Annotated in this window: 27 protein-coding genes; 22 read left to right on the forward strand and 5 right to left on the reverse strand. The window is 67.1% G+C overall.

The window, feature by feature from the left end; genetic code table 11:
• Positions 1-2: 2 nt before the first annotated feature.
• From ftsW to LH400_RS10655, 13 genes are all read left to right on the forward strand, one after another.
• A complete protein-coding gene (gene ftsW / locus LH400_RS10600; protein ID WP_229152640.1) occupies positions 3-1,157 on the forward strand; it encodes a putative lipid II flippase FtsW in 1,155 nt (384 codons plus the stop codon).
• A gap of 282 nt (positions 1,158-1,439) precedes the next feature.
• Positions 1,440-1,574, forward strand: coding sequence for a hypothetical protein (locus tag LH400_RS26000; protein ID WP_255617016.1), 135 nt, complete (start codon positions 1,440-1,442; stop codon positions 1,572-1,574).
• Positions 1,575-1,626: 52 nt separating this feature from the next.
• The gene (murG, locus tag LH400_RS10605) at positions 1,627-2,727 is read left to right on the forward strand and encodes an undecaprenyldiphospho-muramoylpentapeptide beta-N-acetylglucosaminyltransferase (protein WP_229152641.1); all 1,101 of its coding nucleotides are present in this window, start codon (positions 1,627-1,629) and stop codon (positions 2,725-2,727) included.
• Positions 2,728-2,755: 28 nt separating this feature from the next.
• Positions 2,756-4,171, forward strand: coding sequence for a UDP-N-acetylmuramate--L-alanine ligase (murC, locus tag LH400_RS10610; protein ID WP_229152642.1), 1,416 nt, complete (start codon positions 2,756-2,758; stop codon positions 4,169-4,171).
• A 5-nt stretch (positions 4,172-4,176) separates the two neighbouring features.
• Entirely contained in the window at positions 4,177-5,127 is a 951-nt protein-coding gene (gene murB / locus LH400_RS10615) for a UDP-N-acetylmuramate dehydrogenase (RefSeq protein ID WP_229152690.1), read from the forward strand.
• A gap of 226 nt (positions 5,128-5,353) precedes the next feature.
• Positions 5,354-6,277, forward strand: a complete 924-nt coding sequence (locus LH400_RS10620) for a D-alanine--D-alanine ligase (protein ID WP_229152643.1) — start codon at positions 5,354-5,356, stop codon at positions 6,275-6,277.
• On the forward strand, positions 6,265-7,176 hold the full coding sequence (locus LH400_RS10625) for a cell division protein FtsQ/DivIB (protein WP_229152644.1): 912 nt from the start codon (positions 6,265-6,267) through the stop codon (positions 7,174-7,176). Before LH400_RS10620 ends, LH400_RS10625 begins: the two co-directional genes overlap by 13 nt.
• Entirely contained in the window at positions 7,173-8,495 is a 1,323-nt protein-coding gene (ftsA, locus tag LH400_RS10630) for a cell division protein FtsA (protein WP_229152645.1), read from the forward strand. Before LH400_RS10625 ends, ftsA begins: the two co-directional genes overlap by 4 nt.
• Before the next feature lie 126 nt (positions 8,496-8,621).
• A complete protein-coding gene (gene ftsZ / locus LH400_RS10635) occupies positions 8,622-10,157 on the forward strand; it encodes a cell division protein FtsZ (protein ID WP_229152646.1) in 1,536 nt (511 codons plus the stop codon).
• Positions 10,158-10,475: 318 nt separating this feature from the next.
• Positions 10,476-11,414 carry a UDP-3-O-acyl-N-acetylglucosamine deacetylase gene (gene lpxC, locus LH400_RS10640; protein WP_229152691.1) on the forward strand — a complete coding sequence of 313 codons (939 nt, stop codon included), beginning with the start codon at positions 10,476-10,478 and terminating at the stop codon, positions 11,412-11,414.
• A 122-nt stretch (positions 11,415-11,536) separates the two neighbouring features.
• Positions 11,537-12,427 (forward strand): outer membrane protein assembly factor BamD, encoded by an 891-nt coding sequence (locus tag LH400_RS10645; RefSeq protein ID WP_229152647.1) that lies wholly within the window; start codon positions 11,537-11,539, stop codon positions 12,425-12,427.
• Between the two features lie 183 nt (positions 12,428-12,610).
• The gene (gene recN / locus LH400_RS10650; protein ID WP_229152648.1) at positions 12,611-14,287 is read left to right on the forward strand and encodes a DNA repair protein RecN; all 1,677 of its coding nucleotides are present in this window, start codon (positions 12,611-12,613) and stop codon (positions 14,285-14,287) included.
• 47 nt (positions 14,288-14,334) lie between these two features.
• On the forward strand, positions 14,335-15,453 hold the full coding sequence (locus tag LH400_RS10655; protein WP_229152649.1) for an FAD-dependent oxidoreductase: 1,119 nt from the start codon (positions 14,335-14,337) through the stop codon (positions 15,451-15,453).
• On the opposite strand, the gene LH400_RS10660 is transcribed toward LH400_RS10655, so the two are convergent.
• Entirely contained in the window at positions 15,448-15,765 is a 318-nt protein-coding gene (locus LH400_RS10660) for a type II toxin-antitoxin system RelE/ParE family toxin (protein WP_255617018.1), read from the reverse strand. The genes LH400_RS10655 and LH400_RS10660 overlap by 6 nt on opposite strands.
• Positions 15,762-16,025, reverse strand: coding sequence for a ribbon-helix-helix domain-containing protein (locus tag LH400_RS10665; protein WP_229152650.1), 264 nt, complete (start codon positions 16,023-16,025; stop codon positions 15,762-15,764). Before LH400_RS10665 ends, LH400_RS10660 begins: the two co-directional genes overlap by 4 nt.
• Positions 16,026-16,150: 125 nt before the next feature.
• Between LH400_RS10665 and ligA the strand changes: the two genes are divergently transcribed.
• From ligA to LH400_RS10685, 4 genes are all read left to right on the forward strand, one after another.
• Positions 16,151-18,718, forward strand: a complete 2,568-nt coding sequence (ligA, locus tag LH400_RS10670) for an NAD-dependent DNA ligase LigA (RefSeq protein ID WP_229152651.1) — start codon at positions 16,151-16,153, stop codon at positions 18,716-18,718.
• Positions 18,719-18,858: 140 nt separating this feature from the next.
• Entirely contained in the window at positions 18,859-19,428 is a 570-nt protein-coding gene (locus tag LH400_RS10675; RefSeq protein WP_229152652.1) for a YbjN domain-containing protein, read from the forward strand.
• Between the two features lie 91 nt (positions 19,429-19,519).
• Positions 19,520-20,233, forward strand: a complete 714-nt coding sequence (locus LH400_RS10680; protein WP_229152653.1) for an AzlC family ABC transporter permease — start codon at positions 19,520-19,522, stop codon at positions 20,231-20,233.
• Positions 20,226-20,522, forward strand: a complete 297-nt coding sequence (locus LH400_RS10685; RefSeq protein ID WP_229152654.1) for an AzlD family protein — start codon at positions 20,226-20,228, stop codon at positions 20,520-20,522. The genes LH400_RS10680 and LH400_RS10685 overlap by 8 nt, the downstream gene beginning before the upstream one ends.
• A gap of 35 nt (positions 20,523-20,557) precedes the next feature.
• Here LH400_RS10685 and LH400_RS10690 read toward each other — a convergent pair whose 3' ends face one another.
• Together LH400_RS10690 and LH400_RS10695 are read right to left on the reverse strand one after the other, a co-directional pair.
• Positions 20,558-21,064, reverse strand: a complete 507-nt coding sequence (locus LH400_RS10690; protein WP_229152655.1) for a cytochrome b — start codon at positions 21,062-21,064, stop codon at positions 20,558-20,560.
• Positions 21,065-21,319: 255 nt separating this feature from the next.
• The gene (locus tag LH400_RS10695; RefSeq protein WP_229152693.1) at positions 21,320-22,504 is read right to left on the reverse strand and encodes a vWA domain-containing protein; all 1,185 of its coding nucleotides are present in this window, start codon (positions 22,502-22,504) and stop codon (positions 21,320-21,322) included.
• Positions 22,505-22,654: 150 nt separating this feature from the next.
• Here LH400_RS10695 and LH400_RS10700 point away from each other — a divergent pair, with 150 nt between their 5' ends.
• From LH400_RS10700 to LH400_RS10720, 5 genes are all read left to right on the forward strand, one after another.
• Positions 22,655-22,981, forward strand: a complete 327-nt coding sequence (locus tag LH400_RS10700) for a hypothetical protein (protein ID WP_229152656.1) — start codon at positions 22,655-22,657, stop codon at positions 22,979-22,981.
• A 52-nt stretch (positions 22,982-23,033) separates the two neighbouring features.
• Positions 23,034-23,330 (forward strand): helix-turn-helix domain-containing protein, encoded by a 297-nt coding sequence (locus LH400_RS10705; protein ID WP_229152657.1) that lies wholly within the window; start codon positions 23,034-23,036, stop codon positions 23,328-23,330.
• Between the two features lie 148 nt (positions 23,331-23,478).
• A complete protein-coding gene (locus LH400_RS10710) occupies positions 23,479-24,246 on the forward strand; it encodes an SDR family oxidoreductase (RefSeq protein ID WP_229152658.1) in 768 nt (255 codons plus the stop codon).
• A 15-nt stretch (positions 24,247-24,261) separates the two neighbouring features.
• Positions 24,262-24,795, forward strand: a complete 534-nt coding sequence (locus LH400_RS10715) for an HNH endonuclease (RefSeq protein WP_229152659.1) — start codon at positions 24,262-24,264, stop codon at positions 24,793-24,795.
• Positions 24,796-24,885: 90 nt separating this feature from the next.
• Positions 24,886-25,839 (forward strand): alpha/beta fold hydrolase, encoded by a 954-nt coding sequence (locus tag LH400_RS10720; RefSeq protein WP_229152660.1) that lies wholly within the window; start codon positions 24,886-24,888, stop codon positions 25,837-25,839.
• A 9-nt stretch (positions 25,840-25,848) separates the two neighbouring features.
• Here the strand turns inward: LH400_RS10720 and LH400_RS10725 are convergent, their stop codons facing one another.
• Complete coding sequence (locus tag LH400_RS10725; RefSeq protein ID WP_229152661.1) at positions 25,849-26,670, reverse strand: PhzF family phenazine biosynthesis protein; 822 nt, start codon at positions 26,668-26,670, stop codon at positions 25,849-25,851.
• Positions 26,671-26,705: the final 35 nt, after the last annotated feature.

Raw genomic sequence — 26,705 nt, forward strand, 5'->3', positions numbered from 1 at the left:
AGATGACGAGCCGGGCCAAACGCAACGTGATCAGCGACTGGTGGTGGGGGATCGACCGCTGGCTCCTGGCGGCCTTCCTGACGCTGCTCGTCGGCGGCGTCGTCCTGTCCTTTGCCGCCAGCCCGCCGGTTGCCGAGCGCATCGGGCTCGAACCGTTTCACTTCGTCAAGCGCCATGCCGCCTTCCTGGTGCCTTCGGCGCTCGTCATGTTCGGCTGTTCGCTGCTCACGCCGAAGCAGGTGCGGCGGGCCTCGCTTCTCGGCCTCGGCATCTCGCTGGTGCTGATGGCGCTGGCGCTTTTCGTGGGAACCGAGATCAAGGGCGCTAGGCGCTGGATCGATTTTGGGCCTTTGAACATCCAGCCGTCGGAGTTCATGAAGCCCTGCTTCGTCGTCGTCTGCGCCTGGCTCTTCGCGGAGAAGGCGCAGCGGCCGGAGATTCCGGGCAATCTGTTCGCGCTGATCCTGCTTCTCGTCGTCGCCGCGCTGCTCGTCGCCCAGCCCGATCTCGGCCAGACCATCCTGACCGCGGGCGTCTGGGGCGGCCTCTTCTTCATGGCCGGCATGCCCTGGCTCTGGATCGTCGTTCTCGGCGGCTTCGGCCTCGCCGGCGTCTCGGGCGCCTATTTCGTGTTCCCGCACGTGGCGAGCCGCATCAACCGGTTTTGGACCGGCGAGGGCGACACCTACCAGACCGATACGGCGCGCGAGGCGATCATGCATGGCGGCTGGCTCGGCCAGGGACCCGGCGAGGGCACCGTCAAGCGCCTCCTGCCCGACAGCCACACCGATTTCGCCTTCTCGGTCCTCGCCGAGGAGTTCGGCATCATCGCCTGCATGATCCTCGCCGCGATCTTCGCCTTTATCGTCCTGCGCGGCCTGTCGGTGGCGATGAAGCAGCGCGACGTCTCCACGCGGCTGTCGATCTGCGGCCTCGTCTTCCTGTTCGGCCTGCAGTCGATCATCAACATGGCGGTGAACCTGCAGCTGATGCCGGCCAAGGGCATGACGCTGCCCTTCATTTCCTATGGCGGCTCCTCGATGATCGCCGTGGCGATGGCCGCCGGCTTCGTCCTGGCCCTCACGCGGCGAAGGCCGGAAAACCGCTCCTATACCGATCACCTCGTCCAGCGCACGGCGGTGCTGCACGGGGTGTAGAATGGGCGGCGGAGACGATGAACGACCAGACGGCCCGCAAGGTGCTCCCCGCGCCCCCAAGACAGAAGTCGAACGAGAACAGATCAAGCTGGGTGCGGCCTATTTGAATGGTATAGCCGTCGGACTGTTTCTGGTCGGGGCCTCTCGCTTCCTACCTCCATTCTCCTGGCCGGCTCGACCGGCTGGAACGTCTTGATTGCCGTTCTCGTCGGTTTGTTTTGCCTTGGCGGAAGTCCGGTCCTACATATGAGGGCGAGACGAATGCACGAGGGGTCTGGAACGATGATGATCGTCGCCTATGCGCTGGCAGTTCTACTGATCCCGGCTTCCGCCTACGCCATTTCCCTCTGGGTCGAGCGGGAAAATCGGAAGATCGATGACCGTGCGCGTGCCCGGGTGCGCGTACAGCATCGCTAGGATCCGCCGAACGGCGCTTGTCCCTGCGCCTCCAACGCTCTAACCCCACCGCATGACCACGATCCTTCTCGCCGCCGGCGGTACCGGCGGCCACCTCTTTCCCGCCGAAGCGCTGGCGCACGAACTCCTCGCGCGCGGCTTCTCCGTCGAGCTCGTCACCGACGAGCGGGCCGGGCGCTTTGCCGAGCGCTTTCCGGTGCCGTCGGTCCATCGCGTCCGATCGGCGACCTTCGGCTCGAAGAATCCCATCGCCGTCGCGTCGTCGCTGTGGACCCTGTGGCGCGGATTCCGTGAGGCCGGCGCGCTGGTGCGTACGCTGCGGCCTGCGGTCGTCGTCGGCTTCGGCGGCTATCCGACCGTGCCGCCGCTGATGGCGGCGATCCGGGCCGGGCGTGCGACGCTGATCCACGAGCAGAACGCGGTGATGGGACGCGCCAACAAGTTTCTGGCGGGCCGGGTCGACCGCATCGCCGCCGGCATCCCGCAGGACGGCGCCGATCCGGCCTATGCCGCAAAGATCACCGTCACCGGCAATCCCGTGCGCCCGCCCGTGCTGGAGGCGGCGAAGTCGCCTTACGAGGTGCCGCTGCCGGACGGCCCGTTCCGGCTCGTCGTCTTCGGCGGCAGCCAGGGCGCGCAGTTCTTCTCCGAAGCCGTTCCGAAGGCGATCGACCACTTGCCCGAGGATCTGCGCCGGCGGCTGGTCGTCACGCAGCAGGCCCGTCCCGATGACGAGGCGCGGGTGCGCGCGTTCTATGCCGAGCGCGGGATCGAAGCCCATGTCGCCCCCTTCTTCAACGACATGGCCGAGCGCATCGGCGCGGCGCATCTGGTCGTCAGTCGCTCGGGCGCCTCGACGGTCTCGGAGATCGCGGTGATCGGGCGTCCGGCGATCCTTGTGCCCTATCCCTACGCGCTCGACCACGACCAGGCGGCGAATGCGGCACGGCTGGAGGCTGCGGGCGGCTGCATCGTGGCGCGGCAGGCGGAGCTCTCGCCAGAGCGTCTGGCGGCGCTCGTCGCGGACATCGCCGCCGATCCGGCCAAAGCCGAGGCGATGGCCGCAGCGGCGCGCTCGACCGGCATCGCCAATGCCGCCGCCTTGCTTGCCGATCTGGTTGCGTCTATGCCCCGGGCCGAGAAAACCGCCTGATCTTGCAAAGTTACGGGGAGGTGCGGCCATGAAGATGCCGCCGAATATCGGACCGGTCCATTTCATCGGGATCGGCGGCATCGGGATGAGCGGCATCGCCGAGGTGCTGGTCAATCTCGGCTACACCGTCCAGGGCTCCGACCAGTCGGAAAACGCCAATGTGCAGCGGCTGCGCGAAAAGGGCGTGACGATCGCGATCGGCCATGCGGCTGAGAATCTCGGGGCTGCCGAAGTCGTCGTGGTCTCGACCGCGATCCGGCGCTCCAATCCCGAGCTCGCAGCGGCCCGCGAACGCCTCCTGCCGATCGTGCGCCGCGCCGAGATGCTGGCCGAACTCATGCGCTTCCGCCAGGCGATCGCCGTCGGTGGCACCCACGGCAAGACGACGACGACCTCGATGGTCGCCGCCCTGCTCGATGCCGGCGGCTTCGACCCGACGGTCGTCAATGGCGGCATCATCAATGCCTACGGCACCAACGCGCGCATGGGCAAGGGCGACTGGATGGTCGTCGAGGCCGATGAGAGCGACGGTACCTTCCTGAAGCTGCCGGCGGACGTCGCGATCGTCACCAATATCGATCCCGAGCATCTCGACCATTACGGCACGTTCGAAAAGGTCCAGGAGGCCTTCCTCACCTTCGTCGAGAACGTACCCTTCTACGGCTTCGCGGTGATGTGCCTCGACCATCCGGTGGTCCAGACCGTCGTCTCCAAGATCGAGGACAGGCGCGTCATCACCTATGGCGAGACCATCCAGGCCGATGTGCGCTTTGCCGACGTCGTCTTCGAGCCCGGCAGGACGAAGTTCAACGTGACGATCCGCGACCGCGTGAGCGGGGCGACGGAGGCGATCGATAACCTCGAACTGCCGATGCCCGGGCGCCACAACGTCTCCAACGCGACCGCCGCGATCGCCGTCGCGCATCGCCTCGGCATTCCGGCCGACGAGATCCGCAAGGGCCTCGCCGCCTTCGGTGGCGTCAAGCGGCGCTTCACCCTGACCGGCATCGTCGACGGCGTCGCGATCTACGACGATTATGGCCACCATCCCGTCGAGATCCGCGCGGTGCTCGCGGCTGCGCGCGCCTCGGCGCCGGGCCGGGTCGTCGCCGTCGTCCAGCCGCACCGCTACAGCCGGCTGCAGGCGCTGTTTCCGGATTTCGCCGCCTGCTTCAACGATGCCGACACCGTCGTCATCGCGCCGGTCTATGCGGCGGGCGAGGACCCGATCGAGTTCGTCAATTCCGAGATGCTCGTCGAGCGGCTGAAGCTCGGCGGTCATCGCGACGCCAGGATGATCGACGGACCGGAGGAACTCGCCCCGCTCGTCCACCAGATCGCGCAGGAGGGCGACATGGTCGTCTGTCTCGGCGCCGGGTCGATCACGCAATGGGCCTACGCGCTGCCCAAGCAACTCGAGGCTCTTGCGGCCGGGAAGGGGTGAGCGCGATGGACGGCGAGGCGCTCCTGAAACGGCTGGGCGACCGCTTCGGCGATATCCGCGGGCGGCTGACCCCGAACGCCGGCATGGACAAGGTCACCTGGTTCCGGGTCGGAGGCCCGGCCGAACTCCTGTTCCAGCCGGCCGACGAAGACGATCTCGCCGCCTTCCTGCGCGCGCTGCCCGAGGAGATCCCGGTCCTGCCCGTCGGGATCGGCTCCAACCTCCTGGTGCGCGACGGCGGCATTCCCGGTGTCGTCGTCCGGCTCTCGGCCAAGGGCTTCGGCTTCGTCGAGCCGATCGGCGAGACGACACTGAAGGCCGGGGCTGCGATCCCGGACAAGCGTCTCGCCTCCGCGGCGCTCGACGCGGGCATCGGCGGTTTTCACTTCTACCACGGCATTCCCGGCGGCCTCGGTGGGGCGCTGCGGATGAATGCCGGCGCGAACGGCGTCGAGACGCGCGAGCGCGTCGTGGAAGTGCGCGCCGTCGACCGCGAGGGCAACCTTCATGTCCTGACCAATGCGGACATGGGCTACAGCTATCGCCATTCCGGCGCTGGGCGGGATATGATCTTCACCTCCGCCGTGTTCGAGGGCTTTGCAGCCGACAAGGGTGAGATCCAGGCGGCGATGGATGCGGTCCAGCATCATCGCGAGACAGTGCAGCCCATCCGCGAGAAGACCGGCGGCTCCACCTTCAAGAACCCCGAGGGAAGTTCGGCCTGGAAAGAAATCGACAAGGCCGGCTGCCGCGGCCTTCGGGTCGGCGGTGCGCAGATGTCCGAACTGCACTGCAACTTCATGATCAACACCGGCACCGCCACCGGCTTCGATCTCGAAAGCCTCGGCGAGACCGTCCGTGCCCGCGTCTTCGAGACCTCCGGCATTACCCTCGACTGGGAGATCAAGCGCCTCGGCGTCTTCGCCGAGGGCCGCACCGTCGAGCCCTTCGCCTGACGCTTTAGGCCGGACACGCTCCGGCTCCCTCTGCCAATCCCATTTCGAGCTGCCGAAGCCGCCGTGGCGAAAACGACACGGCGGCTTCCGGCGTTTACGCTCTCACGGTTTCGTTGCAGCGACCCTTTCGAATTTCTTGCTTTGGCCACAGTCGGTTAACTTCCGCTTAACCATCGGCCTGCGATGAATGGTCGAAACCCTCTCTTGCGGACGGGATCGGGCAGAGATGGCCAAGCATGTAGCGGTATTGATGGGCGGATTTTCCTCGGAGCGGCCGGTGAGCCTCGCTTCCGGGGCATCTTGCGCCGATGCTCTCGAAGCGGGCGGCTACCGGGTGACCCGCGTCGACGTCGCACGCGATGTCGCGACCGTTCTCAAGGATCTCGCGCCGGACGTCGTCTTCAACGCCCTGCACGGGCCCTATGGCGAGGACGGCACGATCCAGGGCATCCTCGAATATCTGCAGATCCCCTACAGCCATTCCGGCGTCCTGGCTTCGGCTCTGTCGATGCATAAGGAGCGTGCGAAGATCGTCGCCAAGGCCGCCGGAATTCCTGTCGCCGAGGCCAAGGTGATGCACCGCCTCGATGCGGCGGTCAGCCATGTGATGCCGCCGCCCTATGTCGTGAAGCCGGTCGCGGAAGGCTCGAGCTTCGGCGTCCTGATCGTGCGCGAGGACCAGTCGAAGCCGCCGCAGCAGCTCTATGCGAACGACTGGCCCTATGGCGACATCGTCATGATCGAGCGCTTCGTGCACGGCCGCGAACTCACCTGCGCGGTGATGGGCGATGTCGCGCTCGAAGTCTGCGAGATCATTCCGGAAGGCCACGCCTTCTACGACTACGATTCCAAATACGCGCCCGGTGGCTCGCGCCATGTCGTGCCGGCCGCGATCCCGAAGCAGGCATCGCGCAAGATGCAGGAATGGTCGCTTGCCGCCCACCGGGCAATGGGATGCCGCGGCATCTCGCGCTCCGACTTCCGCTATGACGACCGCTTCGGCGAGGGCGGCGAGATCGTCTGGCTGGAGATCAACACCCAGCCGGGCATGACGCCGACCTCGCTCGTGCCGGACATCGCGGCGCAGGCCGGCCATTCCTTCGTCGAACTGGTGAGCTGGATGGTGGAGGACGCGTCATGCAATCGTTGACGCAGTCCGGACCCCAGTCGTCGCCGAACCGGGCGCCGAGCCGCCTCGCTCTGACGACGGTCCGCCTGGCGCGGCGAGCGTCGGGCCTGTTCGTGCATTTTTCCGACCGACCGCTTCCGCGCTTCGGAACCTTCGCCTTCACCGTGGTCGGTGCGGCGGTGGTCTATGGCGTCGTCGTCGGCGGCCACATCGACGAGGTTCTCGACGGGATCGGCCAGCCGCTCGGCTTCTCGATCGAGCAGATCGACGTGCAGGGCAACAGCGAGACCTCCGAGATCGACGTCCTGCAGGCCCTCTGGCAGACCGGGGCTCACACGCTCCTGTCGCTCGATCCCGCCCAGGCCCGCCAGACCATCGAGTCGATGCCCTGGGTGGACCGCGCCTCCGTCGCCAAGATCCTGCCGGACCGCGTCAAGATCACGCTGTCGGAACATCATCCCTATGCCGTCTGGCAGATCGGCGACGCGTTCCAAGTCGTCAACCGCGAGGGCAAGACCATCGTGCCGTTCACGCCTGGCCGCTTCGGCAATCTGCCGGTCGTCGTCGGAACGGGGGCGGCAGGCAACGCGGCCGAGCTGATCGACGACATGGAAGTGCTGCCCGAGCTTCGCGCAAGGGTGAAGGCATATATCAGGGTGGGTGATCGTCGCTGGGACCTGCAATTGGAAAACGGCGTCCTGATCCGGCTGCCCGAGGAGAAACCGATAGAGGCATTGGCGGAGGTGGATCGGATGGATCGGGAGAACGGCCTGCTCTCGCGCGACATCGCCGCCGTCGACATGCGTCTCGATGATCGCATGGTGATCAAGCTGACGCCCGACGCGCTGGTGCGCCGCAACGCTCGCCTCGAAGAGCGCGAGAAGATCATCAAGCGTAACCGGAAGGACAAGCCGGTATGAGTCTGTTTTTCCGCGACCGGTCCGAATTGCCGCGCATCAGCGCGCTGCCGCGGCGTCGCTCGCGGGTGATTTCCGTGCTCGACGTCGGATCCGAGAAGATCTCCTGCCTGATCGCGCGGCTCAGGCCGCGCCTCGCCGGCGAGATGCTGCCCGACCGCACCCATACGATCGAGGTGATCGGCGTCGGCCATCACCGCTCGCGCGGCATCAAGGCCGGCGTCGTCGTCGACCTCGATGCCGCCGAGCAGGCGATCCGCCAATGCGTCGACGCGGCGGAGCGCATGGCGGGGCTCGCCGTAGAATCGCTGATCGTCTCGGTCACCGCCGGGCGGCTGAAGAGCCAGCGGGGCTCGGCTACCGTCCCGGTCGACGGCACGGTGACGGCCGCCGATGTCGGGCGCGCCAATGCCGATGCGGCCCGGATCAGCCTGGACCCGGCGCGCATCGCGCTTCACTCGCTCGTCTACGACCTCGCCCTCGACGGCGAGGCCGGGCTGGAGAATGCCGAAGGCATGACCGGCGAGGCGCTGCGGACCGACATGCACGTCCTGACCGCCGAGCTGACGCCTCTGCGCAATCTCGAAGCGGCGATCAACCGCGCGAATCTGGTCGTCGAGGCCTTCGTCGCCACGCCCTATGCCAGCGCCCTGTCGACCATGGTCGAGGACGAGGCGGCGATGGGCTCGGCCTGCATCGACCTGGGATCGGGCTCGACCACGATCGCGATCTTCCAGAACGGCCGGTTCGTCTATGCCGATTCCGTCGCCATGGGCGGCAGCCACATCACCATGGATCTCGCCCGCGGCCTGTCGATCCGTCCGGTCGACGCCGAGCGGCTGAAGGTCATGCATGGCTGCACGCTGAACGAACTCATGGACGACAGCGAGCCGCTGCAGGTGGCGCCGCTCGGTGAGGACGGCGGCGATCAGCCCATCGTCGTCGCCCGCTCGCTGGTCGCCAAGATCATCCGGCCGCGCGTTGAGGAAACGCTGGAGCTGGTGCGCGACCGCCTGGCCGCCTCCGGTCTCGGCCACGTCATCGGCAAGCGCGTCGTGCTAACCGGCGGTGCGAGTCAGCTCGCCGGTCTGCCCGATACCGCCCGCACGATCCTGCAGCGCAATGTGCGCCTCGGTCGCCCGCTCGGCGTCGCCGGGCTCAATCCTTCCAACAAGGGGCCCGGTTTTGCGACCTCCGTCGGCCTCCTGATCTACCCGCAGGTCGCACACCGGGAATTTGTCGCGGACCGCTCGATCGCGGCCCGCGCCATGACCGCGACGATGGGCGGCGGCTTCGGCTCCTGGCTTCGCAAGAGCCTGTGAAAACCCATGTGCGGCCGCTTCGAAGGGCGGCCGCAGAACTGAAACGGTGCGCGCCGCGCGCCAAGGAAAAGACTGATCGGCCGCGCGGCGAGACGGCCTGATGCATTCTGAAAGAGGAACAAAGGTATGAGCATCACACTCAAGAAGCCGGACATCACCGAATTGAAGCCCCGCATCACCGTCTTCGGCGTGGGCGGTGGTGGCTGCAATGCGGTCAACAACATGATCAATGCCGGCCTTGAGGGGGTCGAGTTCGTGATCGCCAATACCGATGCCCAGGCGCTGCGCTCCTCGCGTGCCGAACGCATCATCCAGATGGGCGTCGCGGTGACCGAGGGCCTCGGCGCCGGTTCGCAGCCCGAGGTCGGCCGTGCGGCCGCCGAGGAATCGATCGACGAGATCTGCGATCACCTGCTCGGCTCGCACATGTGCTTCGTCACGGCCGGCATGGGCGGCGGCACCGGCACCGGTGCGGCTCCCGTCGTCGCCAGGGCAGCCCGCGAAAAGGGTATCCTCACCGTCGGCGTCGTCACCAAGCCGTTCCACTTCGAGGGCCAGCGCCGGCTGCGCATCGCCGAGCAGGGCATCGAGGAGCTGCAGAAGAACGTCGACACGCTGATCGTCATTCCGAACCAGAACCTGTTCCGGATCGCCAACGACAAGACGACCTTCGCGGACGCCTTCGGCATGGCCGACCAGGTGCTCTATTCGGGCGTCGCCTGCATCACCGACCTGATGGTCAAGGAAGGCCTGATCAACCTCGACTTCGCCGACGTCCGTTCGGTGATGCGCGAGATGGGCAAGGCGATGATGGGTACCGGCGAAGCCTCCGGCGAGGGCCGGGCCATGGCTGCCGCTGAGGCGGCGATCGCCAACCCGCTGCTCGACGAGACCTCGATGAAGGGCGCCAGGGGCCTCCTGATCTCGATCACGGGCGGTCGCGACCTGACCCTGTTCGAAGTCGACGAGGCGGCCACCCGCATCCGTGAAGAGGTCGACCAGGACGCCAACATCATCCTCGGTGCGACCTTCGACGAGAACCTCGAAGGCGTCATCCGGGTCTCGGTCGTCGCGACGGGCATCGACAAGGTCGAAGCCGAGATGCCGATGCGTCCTGCGGCGGCAGCGCCGCAGCCCGCAGCGGCTCCGCGCCAGGCACCGATCGCCGCCGCGCCGCAGCCCGCACCCGCACCGGTGCAGCCGCAGGCTCCGAGCTTCGCCGAAGTGCAGGAAAGCGTCGCCGCCGAGCTCGAGGACGACTTCAGCGCCGCGCTCGAGGCGGAGATCTCGCAGGTGACCCAGGCTCCGGCCGCTCCGGTCCGCCGTCCGGCTCCGCAGGAGGCCGCCGCCACGCCGCGCATGCCGCGCGTGGAGGACTTCCCTCCCATGGTCCGCGCCGAGATCGAGACGCGCGCCGCCTCCGCCGAGCAGGGCGACGAGCGGGGTCCAATGGGACTTCTGCGCCGTCTGACGACCGGCCTCTCGCGCCGCGAGGAAGAGGAGCATCAGCAGGCCGAGACGCGCCGCCCGACCGAGGCGAGCCCCTACGCGCCGCGCCGTTCGGCGGCTGACTCGGCCGCCCGTCCGGCGACTGCGGCAAGGCCCGCCAGCGAGGACGACCAGCTGGAAATTCCCGCCTTCCTGCGTCGCCAGGCAAACTGACAGCGCAACCGTGGCGCTGACGTCACATGGCCCGACAGCACTCCTGTCGGGCCATTTTTGTTAAGATGCTGAATTCGTTTACCATTTTCGACAACGATCAAGCGGCGTTTTAATAACGGGTAAGAATCCGTGATTTTGACGACACGGGTCTCCGTTCTAGGAAGTTGGATGTGAAATCGAAGGATATTCGGCGCTTTCGGCCTGTGGGGTGGCCGATCGAAATAAGCCGAACACTCCTTCGCCTCTGAGGGGTTCAACCGTCGCTCGGACGTGATGCGTCTCCAATCAGGCGATGGGAAAGGTTGTCGACACGTGGTGATGTTCCAGCAGACGATCGGTTCTCGGATCGACTTCGACGGCGTCGGCGTCCATCGCGGACTGCCTGTCCGACTCAGTCTGCTTCCCGCGGAGATCAATACCGGCATCGTCTTCCATCTCAGCGACGCCTCCGGCGTGCTGCATGAGATCCCGGCGGTTTCGGCCAATGCCGCGCTGATGGATCTGTCGACGGTGGTCGGCGACCCGCGCGGCGCCCATGTCGCGACGATCGAGCATCTGATGTCCGCCCTCTACGCGATGGGCGTCGACAACGTCGTGATCCAGATCGACGCGAACGAGACGCCCATCATGGACGGCTGCGCGGCGCTCTACATCGCCTCCATCGAAGAGGCCGGGGTGGTGAGCCAGCCGGCCAAGCGCCGCTATCTGCGCGTCCTGAAGCCGGTGTCGGTCGAGATGAACGGCGCCCGGGCCGAGTACCGCCCGCATAACGGCACGCGGTTCGAGATCGAGATCGACTTCGCCAATGCGGCGATCGGTCGGCAGGTCTATCATGCGGACCTGACGGCCGAGCGATTCGCCCGGGACCTCGCCAAGGCGCGCACCTTCGGCTTCATGGCTGATGTCGAGCGTCTGTGGGCCGCCGGCTATGCGCTCGGCTCCTCGCTGGAGAATTCCGTCGTGATCGCCGACGACGGCCGGGTCATCAATCCTGATGGCCTGCGCTTTGCGGACGAGTTCGTCCGTCACAAGACGCTCGACGCCGTCGGCGACCAGGCGCTCGCCGGCGTGCGCGTGCTCGGCTGCTACCGCTCTTATCGCGGCGGCCACAAGATGAACGCTCTTGCCCTCCAGGCGCTTCTCGCCGACCGTCGGGCCTATGAGATCGTCGAGATGCCGTCGCGCCGGGTCGACCCCGTGCGGCACGCCCCGCTGGTCGCGGTCGCGGCCCCGGCCTACGGTCCCCAGACGCTCTGACCGCCTCGCCCGACCGCCGGGTCACAAAAAAGGCGGGTTGATCGGGCTTCAGCGTTGTTCGCACCAACCGGTCGGCGTATGACGTTTGGCCCTGGGGGATTGGGGCAAGGGGATCCAGTCGTATGAGTATCGCGCACATGTCAAAGGCCATGCGTCGTCCGCTGGCGGCGCGCCTCGTCTTGGGGGCCTGTCTCACACTCGGTGCCGCGGGGCTGGGCGGATGCCAGTCGAGCAGTACCGATGTGGACGTCCTGGCGCTCGCCGCCCAGACCGATCCGCCGGACGTCCTCTACAATCAGGGCCTCGCCAATCTCGAAGGCGGGCGGCTCGGCGAAGCCTCCAAGAAGTTCGAGGCGATCGACCGCCAGCACCCCTATTCGGAATGGGCGCGCAAGGCGCTGGTGATGAACGCCTTCACCAGCTATCGCGGCGGCGACTATGACGAGGCGGTCAATGCCGCCAAGCGCTATCTCTCGCTCTATCCGGGCACCGACGAGGCCGCCTACGCGCAGTACATCATCGGCCTGTCCTACTACCGGCAGATCCCGGACGTGACCCGCGATCAGGTCGGCGCCGCCCGCGCCGCCGCCGCGATGCGCGAGGTGATCGAGCGCTATCCGGATTCTCCCTATGTGGAGGATGCCCAGACCAAGCTCCGCATCGCCCGCGACCAGCTCGCCGGCAAGGAGATGCAGGTCGGTCGCTATTATCTCGAACGGCGCGACTATGTGGCCGCGATCAACCGCTTCAAGAACGTGGTCGACGTCTATCCGGAATCGCGCCAGGTCGAGGAGGCGTTGGCACGCCTGACCGAGTCCTATTACGCGATGGGCCTCACCGGCGAGGCGCAGGCCGCGGCCTCCGTCCTCGGCCAGAACTTCCCGGATTCGCCCTGGTATCGAGACTCCTACGCGCTCCTGAAGTCGAAGGGGCTTGAGCCGCGCGAGGGCGGGGCGACGTCCTGGTTTACCGCAGCCGGCCGCAAGATCCTCGGCGCCTCTTCCGGCGCTTGAGCGACGCCAACGGACCGGGCAGGCCTTTGATCGGCCTGTCCCGGACGGGCGGGCGGCAGATCGGCCCCTCGACGTCGGATTTTCCGGTTTTGTTCTCTTTTGGCGATGCATCCGCCGGGGGAAGCGTCTATATGGTCGCCAGTGTTGCCATTCCGGCGACGCCTCGTTACCGACGATCCGGCCATGCTGGTCCATCTATCGATCCGTGACATCGTCCTCATCGAGCGCCTCGATCTGTCGCTCGCCGAAGGACTTTCGGTGCTGACCGGCGAGACCGGCGCCGGCAAGTCGATCCTGCTCGATGCCCTGTCGCTCGCCCTCGGCGGCCGCGGCGATGGCGGTCTGGTGCGCCATGGTGCCAAGCAGGGGGAGGTGAGCGCCGTCTTCGACCTTTCGGCCGACCACGGCGTCAGGACGCTCCTTGCCGACAACGGCTTCGACGACGACGGCGACGTCGTCCTGCGCCGAATCCAGACCGCGGACGGGCGTACCCGCGTCTTCATCAACGACCGGCCGTCCTCGGTCGGCCTGATGCGCCAAATCGGCCTCGCCCTCGTCGAGATCCATGGCCAGCACGACGACCGGGCGCTGGTAGATCCGGCCGCCCATCGCATGCTGCTCGACCAGTACGGCGCGCTGCAGCCGGAGGCGGACGCCGTCGCTGCCGCCTTCTCGGCGTGGCGATCGGCCCGTGACGCGCTCGCCAAGCACCGGGCGCGTGTCGAGGCGGCCGCCCGTGAGGCGGACTATCTCAGAAGCGCGGTGGAGGAACTCTCCGATCTCGCCCCGATCGCCGGCGAGGAAGAAGAACTCGCCGAGCGCCGCCAGGTGATGATGCGGTCGGAGAAGATCGCGACCGACGTCAACGACGCGCATGAGGAACTGTCGGGCACGGCCTCGCCGATCCCGCCGCTCGCCGGGCTCCTGAAGCGCCTCGACCGCAAGCGCGACGAATTGCCGGGCCTTCTCGACGAGGCGATCGAGCGCCTCGACACCGCCCTCGACGCCCTGTCCGACGCGCAGATGAGTCTTGCCAGCGCGCTCCGCTCGCTCGAATTCGATCCGCGGGCGCTGGAAGAGACCGAGGAGCGGCTGTTCGCGCTGCGTGCGGCGGGACGCAAGTTCAACGTGCCCGTCGACGACCTGCCGGAGCTGACCGCGAAGATGATCGGCGATCTCGCCGATCTCGACGCCGGCGAGGAGCGCCTGCAGGCGCTCGAGCGTGAGCTCGGTGAGAAGCGGGAGCGCTTCGATCGCCTCGCCGCCGAACTCTCGCAGGAGCGCCGGACGACCGCCCGCCTGCTCGAAGCGGCGGTGATGGCCGAGCTGCCGGACCTCAAGCTCGAGCGGGCCGAATTCATCGTCGAGATGGAGAGCGATCCCGACCAGGCCTCGTCCTCCGGCATCGACCAGATCGAATTCCACGTGCGCACCAATCCCGGCACGCGGGCAGGGCCGATGATGAAGGTCGCTTCCGGCGGCGAACTCTCGCGCTTCCTCCTCGCCCTGAAGGTGGCGCTCGCGGATCGCGGCTCGGCGCCAACGCTCGTCTTCGACGAGATCGACACCGGCGTCGGCGGCGCGGTGGCGGACGCGATCGGGCGGCGCCTCGCGCGCCTTGCCGGCACCGTTCAGGTGCTCGCCGTCACCCATGCGCCGCAGGTCGCGGCGCGGGCGACGACGCATCTTCTGATTTCGAAGGCCGGCGCCGCGAATGGCGAGGATCGGGTGGCGACGCGTGTTGCCGCGATCGGCGCGGCGGGCCGGCGCGAGGAGATCGCCCGCATGCTCGCCGGCGAATGCGTCACCGACGAGGCGCGGGCGGCGGCCGCCCGCCTGATCGAGGCCGACGCGCGCTGAAATCGTCCCCGCCCTGGCGGACGACCTCAGCCCGGAAGGGGAGTGGGATGAGGGACATGGTGGCCGAGGGGAAGACCATTCTGATCGCAGGGGCCGGGCCGGTCGGGCTTGCCGCGGCGGTCGAACTGACCCGTCGCGGGCTAAAGGTCCGCATCGTCGATGCGGAGGCCGGACCGACGCCGGACAACCAGTCGCGCGCGCTCGCCGTCCTGCCGACGACGCTTGCGATCCTGAAGCCCTCGGGCGTCGCCGACCGCATGCTGGCGGAGGGCGGGCGCATCCTGGGCGCCGATTTCTCGCGCGACGGCAAGCCTCTGTTCTCCTTCCGGATCAAGGGTGCGAGAACGCCGACGCCCTTCATCCTGTCCCTGCCGCAGGCCCGCACCGAACGAATCCTGATCGGCTGGCTCGAAGAGCATGGCGTGGCGGTCGAATGGAACGTGTCTGTCACCGAGATCGGCGAGACCCATCGGCCGACCGCGACGCTGTCTACGGGCGAATGTCTCGCCGCCGACGCGGTGCTGGGTTGCGACGGCGCACATTCCCGCGTCCGCGAGGCGGTGGGCATTCCCTGGAAGGGCGAAGGCTATCCCGGCACGTTCTCGCTCGCCGACGTGCGCTTTTCGGTTCCGATCGACGCGCACCACGCCAAGATCAGCCTGCGCTCCGGCGGCGGCGGCACGGCGCTTCTGCCGTTCGGCGCGCATGAGGCGCGGCTGATCGGGCTGGTGGACGACCCCCGGACGCTTCTGGACGGGCTCCAGAACGTCTCCGGGATCGTCTGGACCTCGAAGTTTCACGTCGCCTTTCGCCGCGCCGAGCGGATGGCGAAGGGGCGGGTCTATCTCGCCGGCGATGCCGCCCATGTCCATTCACCGGTCGGCGGGCGCGGCATGAATCTCGGCATCTGGGATGCCGGCACGATCGCCTTCCTCCTCTCGAAGGGCCGCGAGAGCGAATACGAGACCCGGAGACTGCCGGTGGTCGACGCCGTTCTCAAGGCGACCCGCCGGATGACCGACCTCGTCGCCCATCCGCCAGCGCTCGTCAAATATCTGATGCCGCTGGGGTTTCCGCTCGCAACACGCATCCCGCCGATCCGACGGCGGGTCTCCGAACGCCTGCTCGCCCTTGACCTTCCGCAGCCCGAATGGCTCGAGTCATGACGCCTTGCGCCCAAGGATTGCTGCATAGTCGCGTCCGCCATAGACGATGTCGATGATGTCGACATATTCGTCGGCCACCCGGTAAAGGATGACGGTCGACCTTTCGAATGGAACGAGGCGTACGTCCTCTCCCAAGTCGGCCCGGGGCGTTCCGCCATTCGGGGCATCTGCGATCTTTCGACAGCGGCGCTCGATTCGATCGGTAAAGGCCAGTGCGACGTCGACCGATCCCGACGCCTCGGCAATGTAGTCCGCGATGTCCATCAACGATGCGATGGCCGTTTCAGTCAGCCGGACCGGAAGTCGCCTCAAGATCCGGCGCGGCGCTTTGCGAGTTCGCTTCGGATCCTCGCGAAGGCCTCGTCGGCCGGCACATGAGGACGAGGGTCATCGAGTGCAGAGCGGATTCTGGCGCGTACGCGGTCGAGGCGCTGTGCGCGGTCGGCTTCGAAATAGGCCGTCAGCGCCTGCGTCACCAGCTCGTCCGGCGTCGAAACCTTGCCGGATTCGACCGCGACGGCGATTTCCTGCATGAGGTCGTCCGGGAGCGTGACTTGAAGAAGGTCGGCCATATCTGGACTTTCCCGCAGGGTCATTCATCAGGGAAAGTGCGCCAGATGTGGCCACAGGGCAAGGTCATGGCCAGCGTTGGCCGTAGGAAACGTCCGGCCGTCGGGCACCTGGATGACAAGAAGCGATGAAGACGGATTCAGCGATGGCCGAAAAGCCGGTCGAAGACCTGAGCGAAGCGGAGGCGGCGGACGAGCTCGCCCGTCTCGCCGCCGAGATCGCGGCTCACGACCGGCGCTATCACGAGCAAGACGCTCCGACCATCTCGGACGCGGACTACGACGCGCTGCGGCGGCGCAACAGCGCGATCGAACGGCGCTTCCCGAGCCTGGTGCGCGAGGATTCGCCGTCGGTGCGCGTCGGCGCGGCTCCTTCGGCGAAATTTGCCAAGGTGCGCCATGCGCTGCCGATGCTCTCGCTCGACAACGCCTTTGCCGACGACGACGTCCGGGACTTCGCCAGGCGAGTGCGCCGCTTTCTCGATCTCGCCGAGGACGCCCCGCTGGCGATCACCGCGGAGCCGAAGATCGACGGCCTGTCGCTGTCGCTGCGCTACGAGAACGGGCGCCTCGTGACCGCCGCGACCAGAGGCGACGGCAGCGTCGGCGAGGACGTGACGGCGAATGCTCTGACCATCGACGACATTCCGCACCGGCTCGCCGGCATCCGCCCGGCGGTCTTCGAGGTCCGCGGCGAGATCTATATGAGCCATGCCGACTTCGCCGCGCTCAACGAGCGGCTGGCGGCCGGTGTCGAGCCGGAGGCGGATCAGGAGGCCGATGCGGAGGCGGACGGGCAGACGGACCCGGAAGCCGAGGCGATGGAAACCTCGGGCGGCAGCCCATTGGCCTCGGCAAAGATCCGCCAGTTCGCCAATCCGCGCAACGCGGCGGCCGGTTCGCTGCGCCAGAAGGACCCGGCCGTTACCCGGTCGCGGCCGCTGAAGTTCTTCGCCTATGCGTGGGGCGAGGTCTCCGAGGTGCCGGGCACGACCCAGACCGAGGTCGTCGAGGCGCTGGGCCGGATGGGTTTCGCGGTCAATCCGCTGATGGGGCGGTTCGAGACCATCGAGGGCCTCATCGCGCACTATCACGCGATCGAGGAGCGTCGGGCCGATCTCGGCTACGACATCGACGGCGTCGTCTACAAGGTCGACGATTTGAGGTTCCAGAAGGAACTCGGCTTCGTCTCGCGCTCGCCGCGCTGGGCGATCGCCCACAAGTTTCCGGCCGAGCAGGCGACGACGGTGCTGCAGGACATCGACATCCAGGTCGGGCGGACCGGCGCGATGACGCCGGTCGCCAAGTTGAAGCCGGTGACCGTCGGTGGCGTCGTCGTCTCCAACGCCACGCTCCACAACGAGGACTATATCGCCGGCCGGGATTCCGACGGCGACGAGATCCGCGGGGGCCGCGACATCAGGATCGGCGACACGGTGATCGTCCAGCGTGCCGGCGACGTCATTCCGCAGGTGCTGGACGTCGTCATGGAGAAGCGGCCGAAGGGGGCCGAACCCTTCGTCTTTCCGGACCATTGCCCGGTCTGCGGGTCGAAGGCGGTGCGCGAGATGAACCCGCGCACCGGACGCCCCGACTCCAAGCGGCGCTGCACGGCCGGGCTCACCTGCCCGGCGCAAGGGCGCGAGGGGCTGAAGCATTTCGTCTCGCGCGGCGCCTTCGATATCGAAGGCTTCGGGCAGACCTATATCGAGACCCTGTTCGATGCGGGTCTGGTGCGCGAGCCGGCCGACATTTTCCGCCTGACCTTCGAGCCGCTGCGCGAGGCGATCGAGGCGCGCCGCCGCCAAGTCGCCGAGGCGCGGCGCCAGGCGGAGGGCAAGGCCGAGCCGGAAAGGCCGGCCAAGAAGGCCGAGACGTCGAAGGCGATCGAGAACCTTCTGGAGGCGATCGAAGAACGCCGCTCCGTCCCGCTCGACCGCTTCATCTTCGCGCTCGGAATTCCCCAGATCGGCGAGACCTCGGCCAAGGCGCTGGCGCGCCTGTTTCCCGACGTCGAAGCCTTCGTCGCCGGGGTGGACGCGGCGGCGAAGGAGCAGCCGGGCGAGGCTTTCGAGGCCCTGAGGCAGACGCCGCATGTCGGCGACAAGACCTTCGAGGCACTCCTGTCGCTCGACGAGGCGAAGCTCTCCGACCCCGGCTACGATCCGTTTCGCGACCCGGAGGCGGGGCTGAAGGCCAATCAGCGCGTCTCGCTCAAGGAGCGGTTCGCCGACGCGTCGGGCCTGCGCGCAGCGATTGCGGCCGCTCGCAGGGAGCAGCCGGGTCCCGCCTTCGAGAGGCTCGCGACGAATGGCGACATCGGACCGGTGGCGACCGGGTCGCTCTTCCAGTTCTTCTCCGAGGCCCACAATCGCGGCGCGGTCGAAGCGCTGCTGCAGGCTGGCGTCTCGACCACAAACGCACTGCGGCAGCGACCCGCCGCCAGCTCGCCGGTCGCCGGCAAGACCATCGTCTTCACCGGCTCGCTCGAAAAGATGACGCGCGACGAGGCGAAGGCCATGGCCGAGGCGCTGGGTGCCAAGGTCGCCGGATCAGTGTCGAAGAAGACCGACCTCGTCGTCGCCGGGCCTGGCGCCGGCTCCAAGCTCGACAAGGCCAAGGAGTTCGGCGTCGAGGTCATCGACGAGGACGCCTGGTTCGCGCGCATCGGGCGCGGCGGGGTGGAGGCGGGCTGACGGCTTTGCCGACTGTCATTGCCGCCCTGCGATGCAATGGCGCCACGCGGCGCTGACAATCGCGACCGGAAGGCCGGCCGACGCATTGTCCCGAGAGCATCGCCGCGCGACAATGCGGTCTGTTCAAACGGGAATTCACCATGCACTTCCGCCTGTCGCGCGGCGCGCGCTTCGGCCTTGCCCCCCTGTTTCTTGCCGCGGCGTTCGCGTATGCACCGGTGATCGACGCTGGCGCGGCCGGGTCCAAGGATCCCGACACCGGCCTGCCATCGCAGCCCGAGCAGGCGGCGAGGCCGGCCGCCGCGACCGATCTCATCGGCGCGAATGATTTCGACGCGATCCTGAAGATGGCCAAGGGCTATGGCGATGCCAGTCTGACGACGGTCGAGAACGGCGATCCGGTGATCGTCGGGACCATCAACGGGACCAGCTACCAGCTCTTCTTCATCGACTGCACCGACCACAGGGACTGCAAGACGCTGGATTTCTACGCGATCTGGGACCAGCGCGACATCGATCTCGACACGATCAACACCTGGAACAGTGTCAGTCCCTACAACAAGGCCTATCTGACGGATGACGGCCTGCCGGTGGTGGAACTCAATCACTCGACCGTCGGTCTCACCGAAGCCGCCTTGTCCGACACGTTCGACCGCTGGACCATCACGCTGGCCGAATTTCCGCGCGAGGTTCTCTACGCCGCCCAATAGGGCCGGCTGCCTGCCGTCCCCGGCTGGTCTCGACGGCAGGAGCGTGCGGCGCTACATCCTGCGCTTCTTTCGACCTTTCATGAGTCATGCCTTGTCCGAGCCCGCCCGATCGGAAAGCGGCGCCGCCCTGCGGCAGGTCTTTCCCGTGCTTCTCGCCGTCATGCCATTCGGCATCGTCTATGGTGCGATCGCGGTCGGCTCCGGCCTGACCGTTCTTCAGGCGCTCGGCTTTTCCGTCCTCGTCTATGCCGGCGCTTCGCAGCTCGCCGCGCTGCAACTGCTCGGTCTCGGTGCGCCGCTCTGGTCGGTGCTCCTGACGGTCTTCGCGCTCAACTTCCGCCATGTCCTCTATTCGGCATCGATCGGCCGGCATCTCGGCCGCTTCTCGCCGCTCCAGAAGGCGGCGGCCTTCTCGGTCCTCGTCGACCCGACCTTCGGCGCGGCGGAAGTGCGCGCGAGCGACCAGCCGCTGACCAAGCGCTACTACTTCACCTATGGCCTGATCCTCTATGTCGGCTGGCAGCTCGCCTCGCTGATTGGCGCCGCCTTTGGCTCGCTGATCGAGGACCCCAAGGCCTTCGGCCTCGACTTCGTGCTGCCGGTCTATTTCCTTGCGCTGGTTATGACGTTCAGGCGGCGCGGCCAGTTCTATCCGGTGGCGCTGACCAGCCTCTTCGTCTCGATGCTGGTCTATCTCACGGTGGGGCCGCCCTGGCATGTCAGCGTCGGCGGGCTCGCGGGCATCGCGGTCGCGGCACTGACATCTCCGGCGACCGAATCCGTTGAGGGCGCCGGGCGTGGCTGACGTCTGGCTCGTCGTCGTCCTCGCCGGCCTTCTCACCTATCTGACGCGGATCGGCGGCTATCTGCTGATCTCACGCATCGGTCGCCTACCGCCGCGCGCCGCGGCGGCGCTCGATGCCGTTCCCGCGGCCGTCCTGACAGCGATCGTCGGGCCGGTCCTCGTCACGGGCGGCTGGCCGGAGCGCGTGGCGATCGTCGCCTGCGCGTTCCTGGCACTCCGGCTGCCGCTGATCGCGACCGTCGCGATCGGCACACTCGCCGTCGCCCTCGCGCGTGCGGCCGGCCTCTGAGCGGCCGGCCGGTCATTCTTCGGGCAGCCGGCTCCTCAGGCCGGCTTGACGATCCGCTTCAGCACGTCGGTCTTGAACCAGAACTGATGCGCCAGCGCGCCGAGCACATGCAGGCCGATGAGGATCAAGAGCGGCGTCCAGAAGAAGGTGTGGATCTCGCCCACGTCATGACTGCCCGCGAACCAGGCGATCAGGCCGGCGATCGGCATGACGATCAGGATCGCGTAGATCAGGAAGTGCGTAATCTTGGCGACCCACACCGCCCAGTTCGGCTCGGCTTCGGGATGCGGGGGCCGGCCATGCCTATAGCGGTCCCAGAGGCGGATGGCGGCGGCGATGAGGACGAGCGTGCCGACGACAATATGGGTCCAGCCCCAGGTGGCGGTGGTGGCGTCGATCGCCGTGCCCCGGCGGGACGCGCGCCACATGTCCACCATCCATTCGTGATCGATGAGCTGGACGATGATGAAGAGCACGATCAGCCAGTGCAGGGTGATGTTCAGCTTGGACCAGCCCACAGTGCGGGGAGCGGAAAGAGCCATTGAGCGTCCTCTTGGTGTCTGTGGACCTTAGCCCCGCATCCGCGAGGTCGCCCGCCCGATCCGAGCAGGCGACCGCGCCTCGACGGACCTGATGATTTCAGTCGCTGCCAAGAATCCTCACCTGCACCGCGAGTTCAAGTTTAGAATCGTTACACAATCTGGCGATCCGTGTCGGTGACATCAGTCCGACAGCTAGCCGACAGATTCGCGCGGCCCCGGCACCCGCATCTGCGCGGGGCGGAAGCGCGAGCGGGTTCAGCGGGTCAGGGCGCGCGTCGCCGCCTCGATTCCTTCGAGCGTCAGGGGAAACATCCGGCCGGCCACGGCGTCGCGGATCATGGCGATGGATTGGGCGAACTGCCAGTGCCGTTCCGGCACCGGGTTGAGCCAGACCGTCCGCGGCCATTGCCGGACGAAGCGCTCAAGCCAGACCGCGCCGGCCTCGGCGTTCCAGTGCTCGACCGAGCCGCCCGGCATCATCATCTCGTAAGGGCTCATCGAGGCGTCGCCGACGAAGACCGCCTTGTAGTCGGGACCATAGGTGCGGAGGACGTCCATCGTAGGGATCGTCTCGGCGTGGCGGCGGCGATTGTCCTTCCACAGCCGCTCATAGGGGCAGTTGTGGAAGTAGAAGAAGTCGAGATGCTTGAATTCGGAGCGTGCGGCGGAAAAGAGTTCCTCCACCTCGCGGACATGATCGTCCATCGACCCGCCGACATCGAGGAACAGCAGGACCTTGACCGCATTGCGCCGCTCCGGCCGGGTCTTCACGTCGAGATAGCCGTGCTCGGCCGTCGAGCGGATCGTTCCGCCAAGGTCGAGTTCGTCCTCAGCCCCCTGGCGCACCCAGCGCCGCAGCCGTTTCAGCGCCACGCGGATGTTGCGCGTGCCGAGCGTGACCTGGTCGTCGAAGTCGCGGAATTCCCGCTTGTCCCACACCTTCACCGCCCGGCGGTGCCGGCTCTCGTCCTGTCCGATGCGCACGCCCTCGGGATTGTAGCCATGGGCGCCGAAGGGCGAGGTGCCGCCGGTGCCGATCCACTTCGAGCCACCCTGGTGCCGGCCCTCCTGCTCGGCGAGCCGTTCCTTCAGCGTCTCCATCAGCTTGTCGAACCCGCCGAGGCTCTTCACCAGCGCCTTCTCTTCCTCGGTGAGATGCTTCTCGACGAGCTTGCGCAGCCACTCCTCCGGCAGGTCGCGGGCGTCGGCTCCGGCCTCCCCCGAGACGGCCTCGACGCCGTTGAAGACGTCCGCGAACACCCGGTCGAACCGGTCGACGAAGCGCTCGTCCTTCACCAGCGTCGCGCGCGCCAGATAATAGAAGCCTTCGACGTCATAGGTGACTAGATCGGCGCGAAGCGCCGACAAGAGCGCCAGATGCTCGTTGAGCGTGACCGGGACGCCGGCCTCTCTGAGCTTGAGGAAGAAGGTCAGGAACATGGAAGCGAGGGTAGGGCGGTTGGCGCAGGAAGTCATCGGTTCCTCTGCCAAGGGTCGCATTCCGGTTGCGAGGCAGGCCATCTTCGCCCATCCTGCCTCTGCGCCAAATTGCGCGCGCTGCGCCAGTGGCGTATATCAGAGGATGGAACGGTGCCGCCGAGGCTGGAAGTGGAGCTCGCCGAGACGGAACAGTTTCAACTGGACTGTGCGCTCTATGGCCTCGAAGGCGAGCCCCTCGACTCCGCCTTGAGCGTCCTGCGGTCGAATCCCATTGTCGGAACACCGCGGCCGGAGTCAGCGAGCCTTTGGGATTGGACGTTTCGCCGGATGCGCATCACCTATGCAGCGTCGGAGGAATTCAGTCGGATCGTTCTTCTTCGCGTTGTTCCGGTCGAGACATCCAAGTCGGAGGCGCTCTCGACGATCTTGCGGGTGGTGCGGATCATCAATGATGTCAGACGGCTGTTCGGATACTAGGCAGATGAAAAGTCCAGTTCCAATCGAGACGCAGGAAGAAGCCAACGAGCGGATGCTCCGATCCCTCGAGCAGGCGCTGAAATGGTTTCAGGGCGACGCCTCGGAGGTGAAAGTCCATCGCTTCGTCGTCGAAGTGCCCGACATTCCGGAAATCCGCGCAAAGCTGAACCTCACCCAGGAAGGGCTCGCGGCGAAGATCGGCGTGCCGGTCGCCACGCTGCGCAATTGGGAGCAGGGCAGGCGCTATCCGACCGGTCCCGCCCGCGTCCTCCTCAACGTCCTTGCGCGCGAGCCGGAGGTCGTGATGGCGGCGATCGCAGCATCGGAAACCGTCGAGGCCGCAGAATAGCGCGTGGTCGCTGCCCGTCTTCGCCCGACGCGACCGGGCGACAGCGATGCAGATTCCGCCGTGATCGCGCCGCACGGCGTGGACCGCCGCAAGGCGCAGGCCATTTCGATCGGATTTTCCGGCTTTCAGCGCCCATGAAAGGAAACCCATGTCCCTCCAGCTCTTCGATCTTTCGGGCCGTCTGGCGCTCGTCACCGGCTCCAGCCAGGGCATCGGCTACGCGCTGGCCGAGGGGCTGGGCCGCACCGGCGCGCGCGTGGTGCTCAACGGGCGCGACCGGGCGAAGCTCGAGGCTGCCGTCGAGCGCCTGCGAGCGAGCGGCCTCGACGTTTCCGGCTCGGCCTTCGACGTCACCGATCCCCAGGCGGTCACCGAAGCCGTGGAGAAGATCGAGGCGGAGGTCGGGCCGATCGACATCCTCGTCAACAATGCCGGCATCCAGCGGCGCGCGCCGCTTGAGGAGTTCGAGGTCGAGACCTTCCGCGAGATCCTGAAGGCCAATGTCGAGTCGGTCTTCCTGGTGGGCCAGGCGGTCGCCCGGCACATGATCCCGCGCGGCCGCGGCAAGATCATCAACATTGCGAGCCTGCAGAGCGAGGCCGCGCGCTACTCGATCGCGCCCTATACGGCGACCAAGGGCGCGGTGAAGAACCTCACGCGCGGCATGTGCACCGATTGGGCGCGGCACGGGCTGCAGGTGAACGCCATCGGCCCCGGCTATTTCGAGACGCCGCTGAACCAGGCGCTGATCGACAATCCCGCATTTGACAAATGGCTGAAGACGCGCACGCCCGCCGGGCGCTGGGGCAAGGTCGAGGAGCTTCAGGGCGCGGCGATCTTCCTCGCCTCGGCGGCCTCGAACTTCGTCAATGGCCAGATCCTCTATGTCGACGGCGGCGTGCTGGCGACCCTGTGACGATGGCCGGGCAGCTTGGCTTCGACCCGACAAGTTGATCTGCAACTTGAAGTAATTGTTAAATTCCGTTTGGGATGGTTCGGCATGGACCCGGCGTTGCTCCGCGATCTGCATGCCAGGACTGCTGCGATCGTCGGATCGTGGTGGCAGGACGATCGCCGCAGATGGTGTGCCTATTGCGGCATTCCCATGCGTAAGCGCTGCCCGCAAGGCAAGCCGCAGCCCGCCACCTTGGCGACACGCGACCACGTCATCCCGAAAGCGCACAAGGGCGGCGGTCTCGTCACCATTCCGGCCTGCCGCGGCTGCAATCAGGCGAAGGGGAGCCTCTCCCTGCCGGAATTTCTCGGAAGCGAGGCGTTCTTGGAGATCCGCCGGCACAAGCGCCGCCACCAGTGGTCGGTGCATGATTTGTGGATCACGGTCGGATTGGCGGCGCTCCGAAAGGCGACGCTCCTCGGTGCCGAGGGGGCGACGACAGGCGCGATGACGTCGCAGAATTCCGCCCTATCGCCGCCCGTTCCCGAACGGCTCGATTCAGCCAGATAGAAGCGGGATACCACCTTGTCCGGGGCGGCTTCGGCTTGTCATCTGCGTCCCTGCGGGCTTTGGTGACGAGTCGTAGTTGCGGAGTTGTCTATGCGCGTCTCGTTCCCGCTGGTGCTGGGTCTGGCTGCCGTCCTTGGGGTCGGGGCCTATTGGCTGTGGACGCCCGACCGGCGGGAGGACGTGCTCCATGCGAAGTACCTGCGCGCGCCGAGCGATCTGATCGCGGTCTCCGGCATCCGCCTGCATGTGCGCGACGACGGGCCGAGGGGCGCCCCGGCGATCGTCATGCTGCATGGCTTCGGATCGTCGCTTCACACTTTCGAGTCCTGGGCCGAGGCCCTGAAGAGCGAATACCGGGTGGTCAGGTTCGACGTTCCGGGCACTGGTCTCTCCGGGCCGGATCCGGATGGCGATTATTCCGATGCGCGCACGCTCGAAATCCTGGCCGCCCTGATGGATGTCCTCCACATCGACAGGGCGACCCTCGTCGGCAATTCCATGGGCGGCCGCTTCGCCTGGCTGTTCGCGGCCAAGTTTCCCGGGCGCGTCGACAGGCTGGTGCTGATCGCGCCGGACGGGTTCGAGAGCCACGGCATGGAATACGGCAAGACGCCTGAGGTGCCGGCGATGGTGCAGCTGATGCGCTACGTCCTGCCGAAGCCGCTGGTGCGCATGAATCTCGTCCCGGCCTATGCCGATCCGGAAAAACTCACGGACGCGACCCTGGACCGCTATTACGATCTCCTCCTCGCTCCCGGGGCACGCGCGGCGACGATCGCCCGCATGGGGCAGGTCCTGCTGCAGGACCCGGCGCCGATCCTGCGGACGATCGCTGCGCCGACGCTTCTCCTGTGGGGCCGGGAGGACAGGATGATCCCGGTCTCGAACGCCATGGACTATGCGAAGAACCTGCCGAACTCGACGACGGTCGTCCTGCCGGATCTCGGCCATGTCCCGTTCGAGGAGGACCCGGAACGATCGCTGGTTCCGGTCCGTGCCTTTTTGGCGGGACGAGGGCAGAACGGGTCGGCCGCGTCCGGCTGATGCCCCGGATCAACCCGGAATCGTGATCTCGCCCTTCATGTAGAGAACGGCCTCGCCGGAGACGACGACCGTTTCCCCGTCGAGCCGGCACCGAAGATCCCCGCCGCGCTTCGACACCTGCTTGGCGACGAAGGTCTTCTTGCCGACCCGTTCCGCCCAATAGGGCACCAGCGAGCAGTGGGCCGAGCCGGTCACCGGGTCCTCTTCGATCCCGGCCTTCGGCGCGAACATGCGCGAGACGAAGTCGAGGCTCGAAGCCGCGTCGCCCGGCGCGGTGGCGACGACGTTGAGCGGCGGCAGGGCGGCGAGCGCGCGGAAGTCCGGACGAAGTGCCTCGACCTCGGCCCGGCTCTCGAACACCGCCAGCCAGGAAGTGTCTCCCGGGACCGCGAACTCCACGATCTCGACCGGCTGTTTGCCCAGCGCCCTCGCCACGGTGTCGGGGGAGACCGCGCTGCCGCGCGGGCGCACCGGGAAGCGCATGTCGAACCAGCCGTCCGCCCCACGGGTGACGGTCAATTCGCCGGACCGGCGCGTGACGAAGGTGAGTGTCTCGGCCGTCTCGCCGAGAACGTCCGAAAGGACGAAGGCGGTGGCGAGCGTCGCATGGCCGCAGAGCGGCACCTCGATCGCCGGGGTGAACCAGCGCAGTTCCCACCGCGCCTCACCGGCCGGCACGACATAGGCCGTCTCGGACAGATTGTTCTCGGCGGCGATCGCCAGCATCGTCTCGTCGGACGGGAAGGCGTCGAGCGACACGACGGCGGCCGGATTGCCGGAGAACAGCCGGTTCGCGAACGCGTCGACTTGGTAGAGGGGGAGGGTGGTCATGGCGATCTCTCGAAGCTCGGGAACGGCCTGAATGG

It is taken from the genome of Jiella soli (assembly GCF_020615385.1).
Classification (GTDB): Bacteria; Pseudomonadota; Alphaproteobacteria; order Rhizobiales; family Rhizobiaceae; genus VKMB-3413.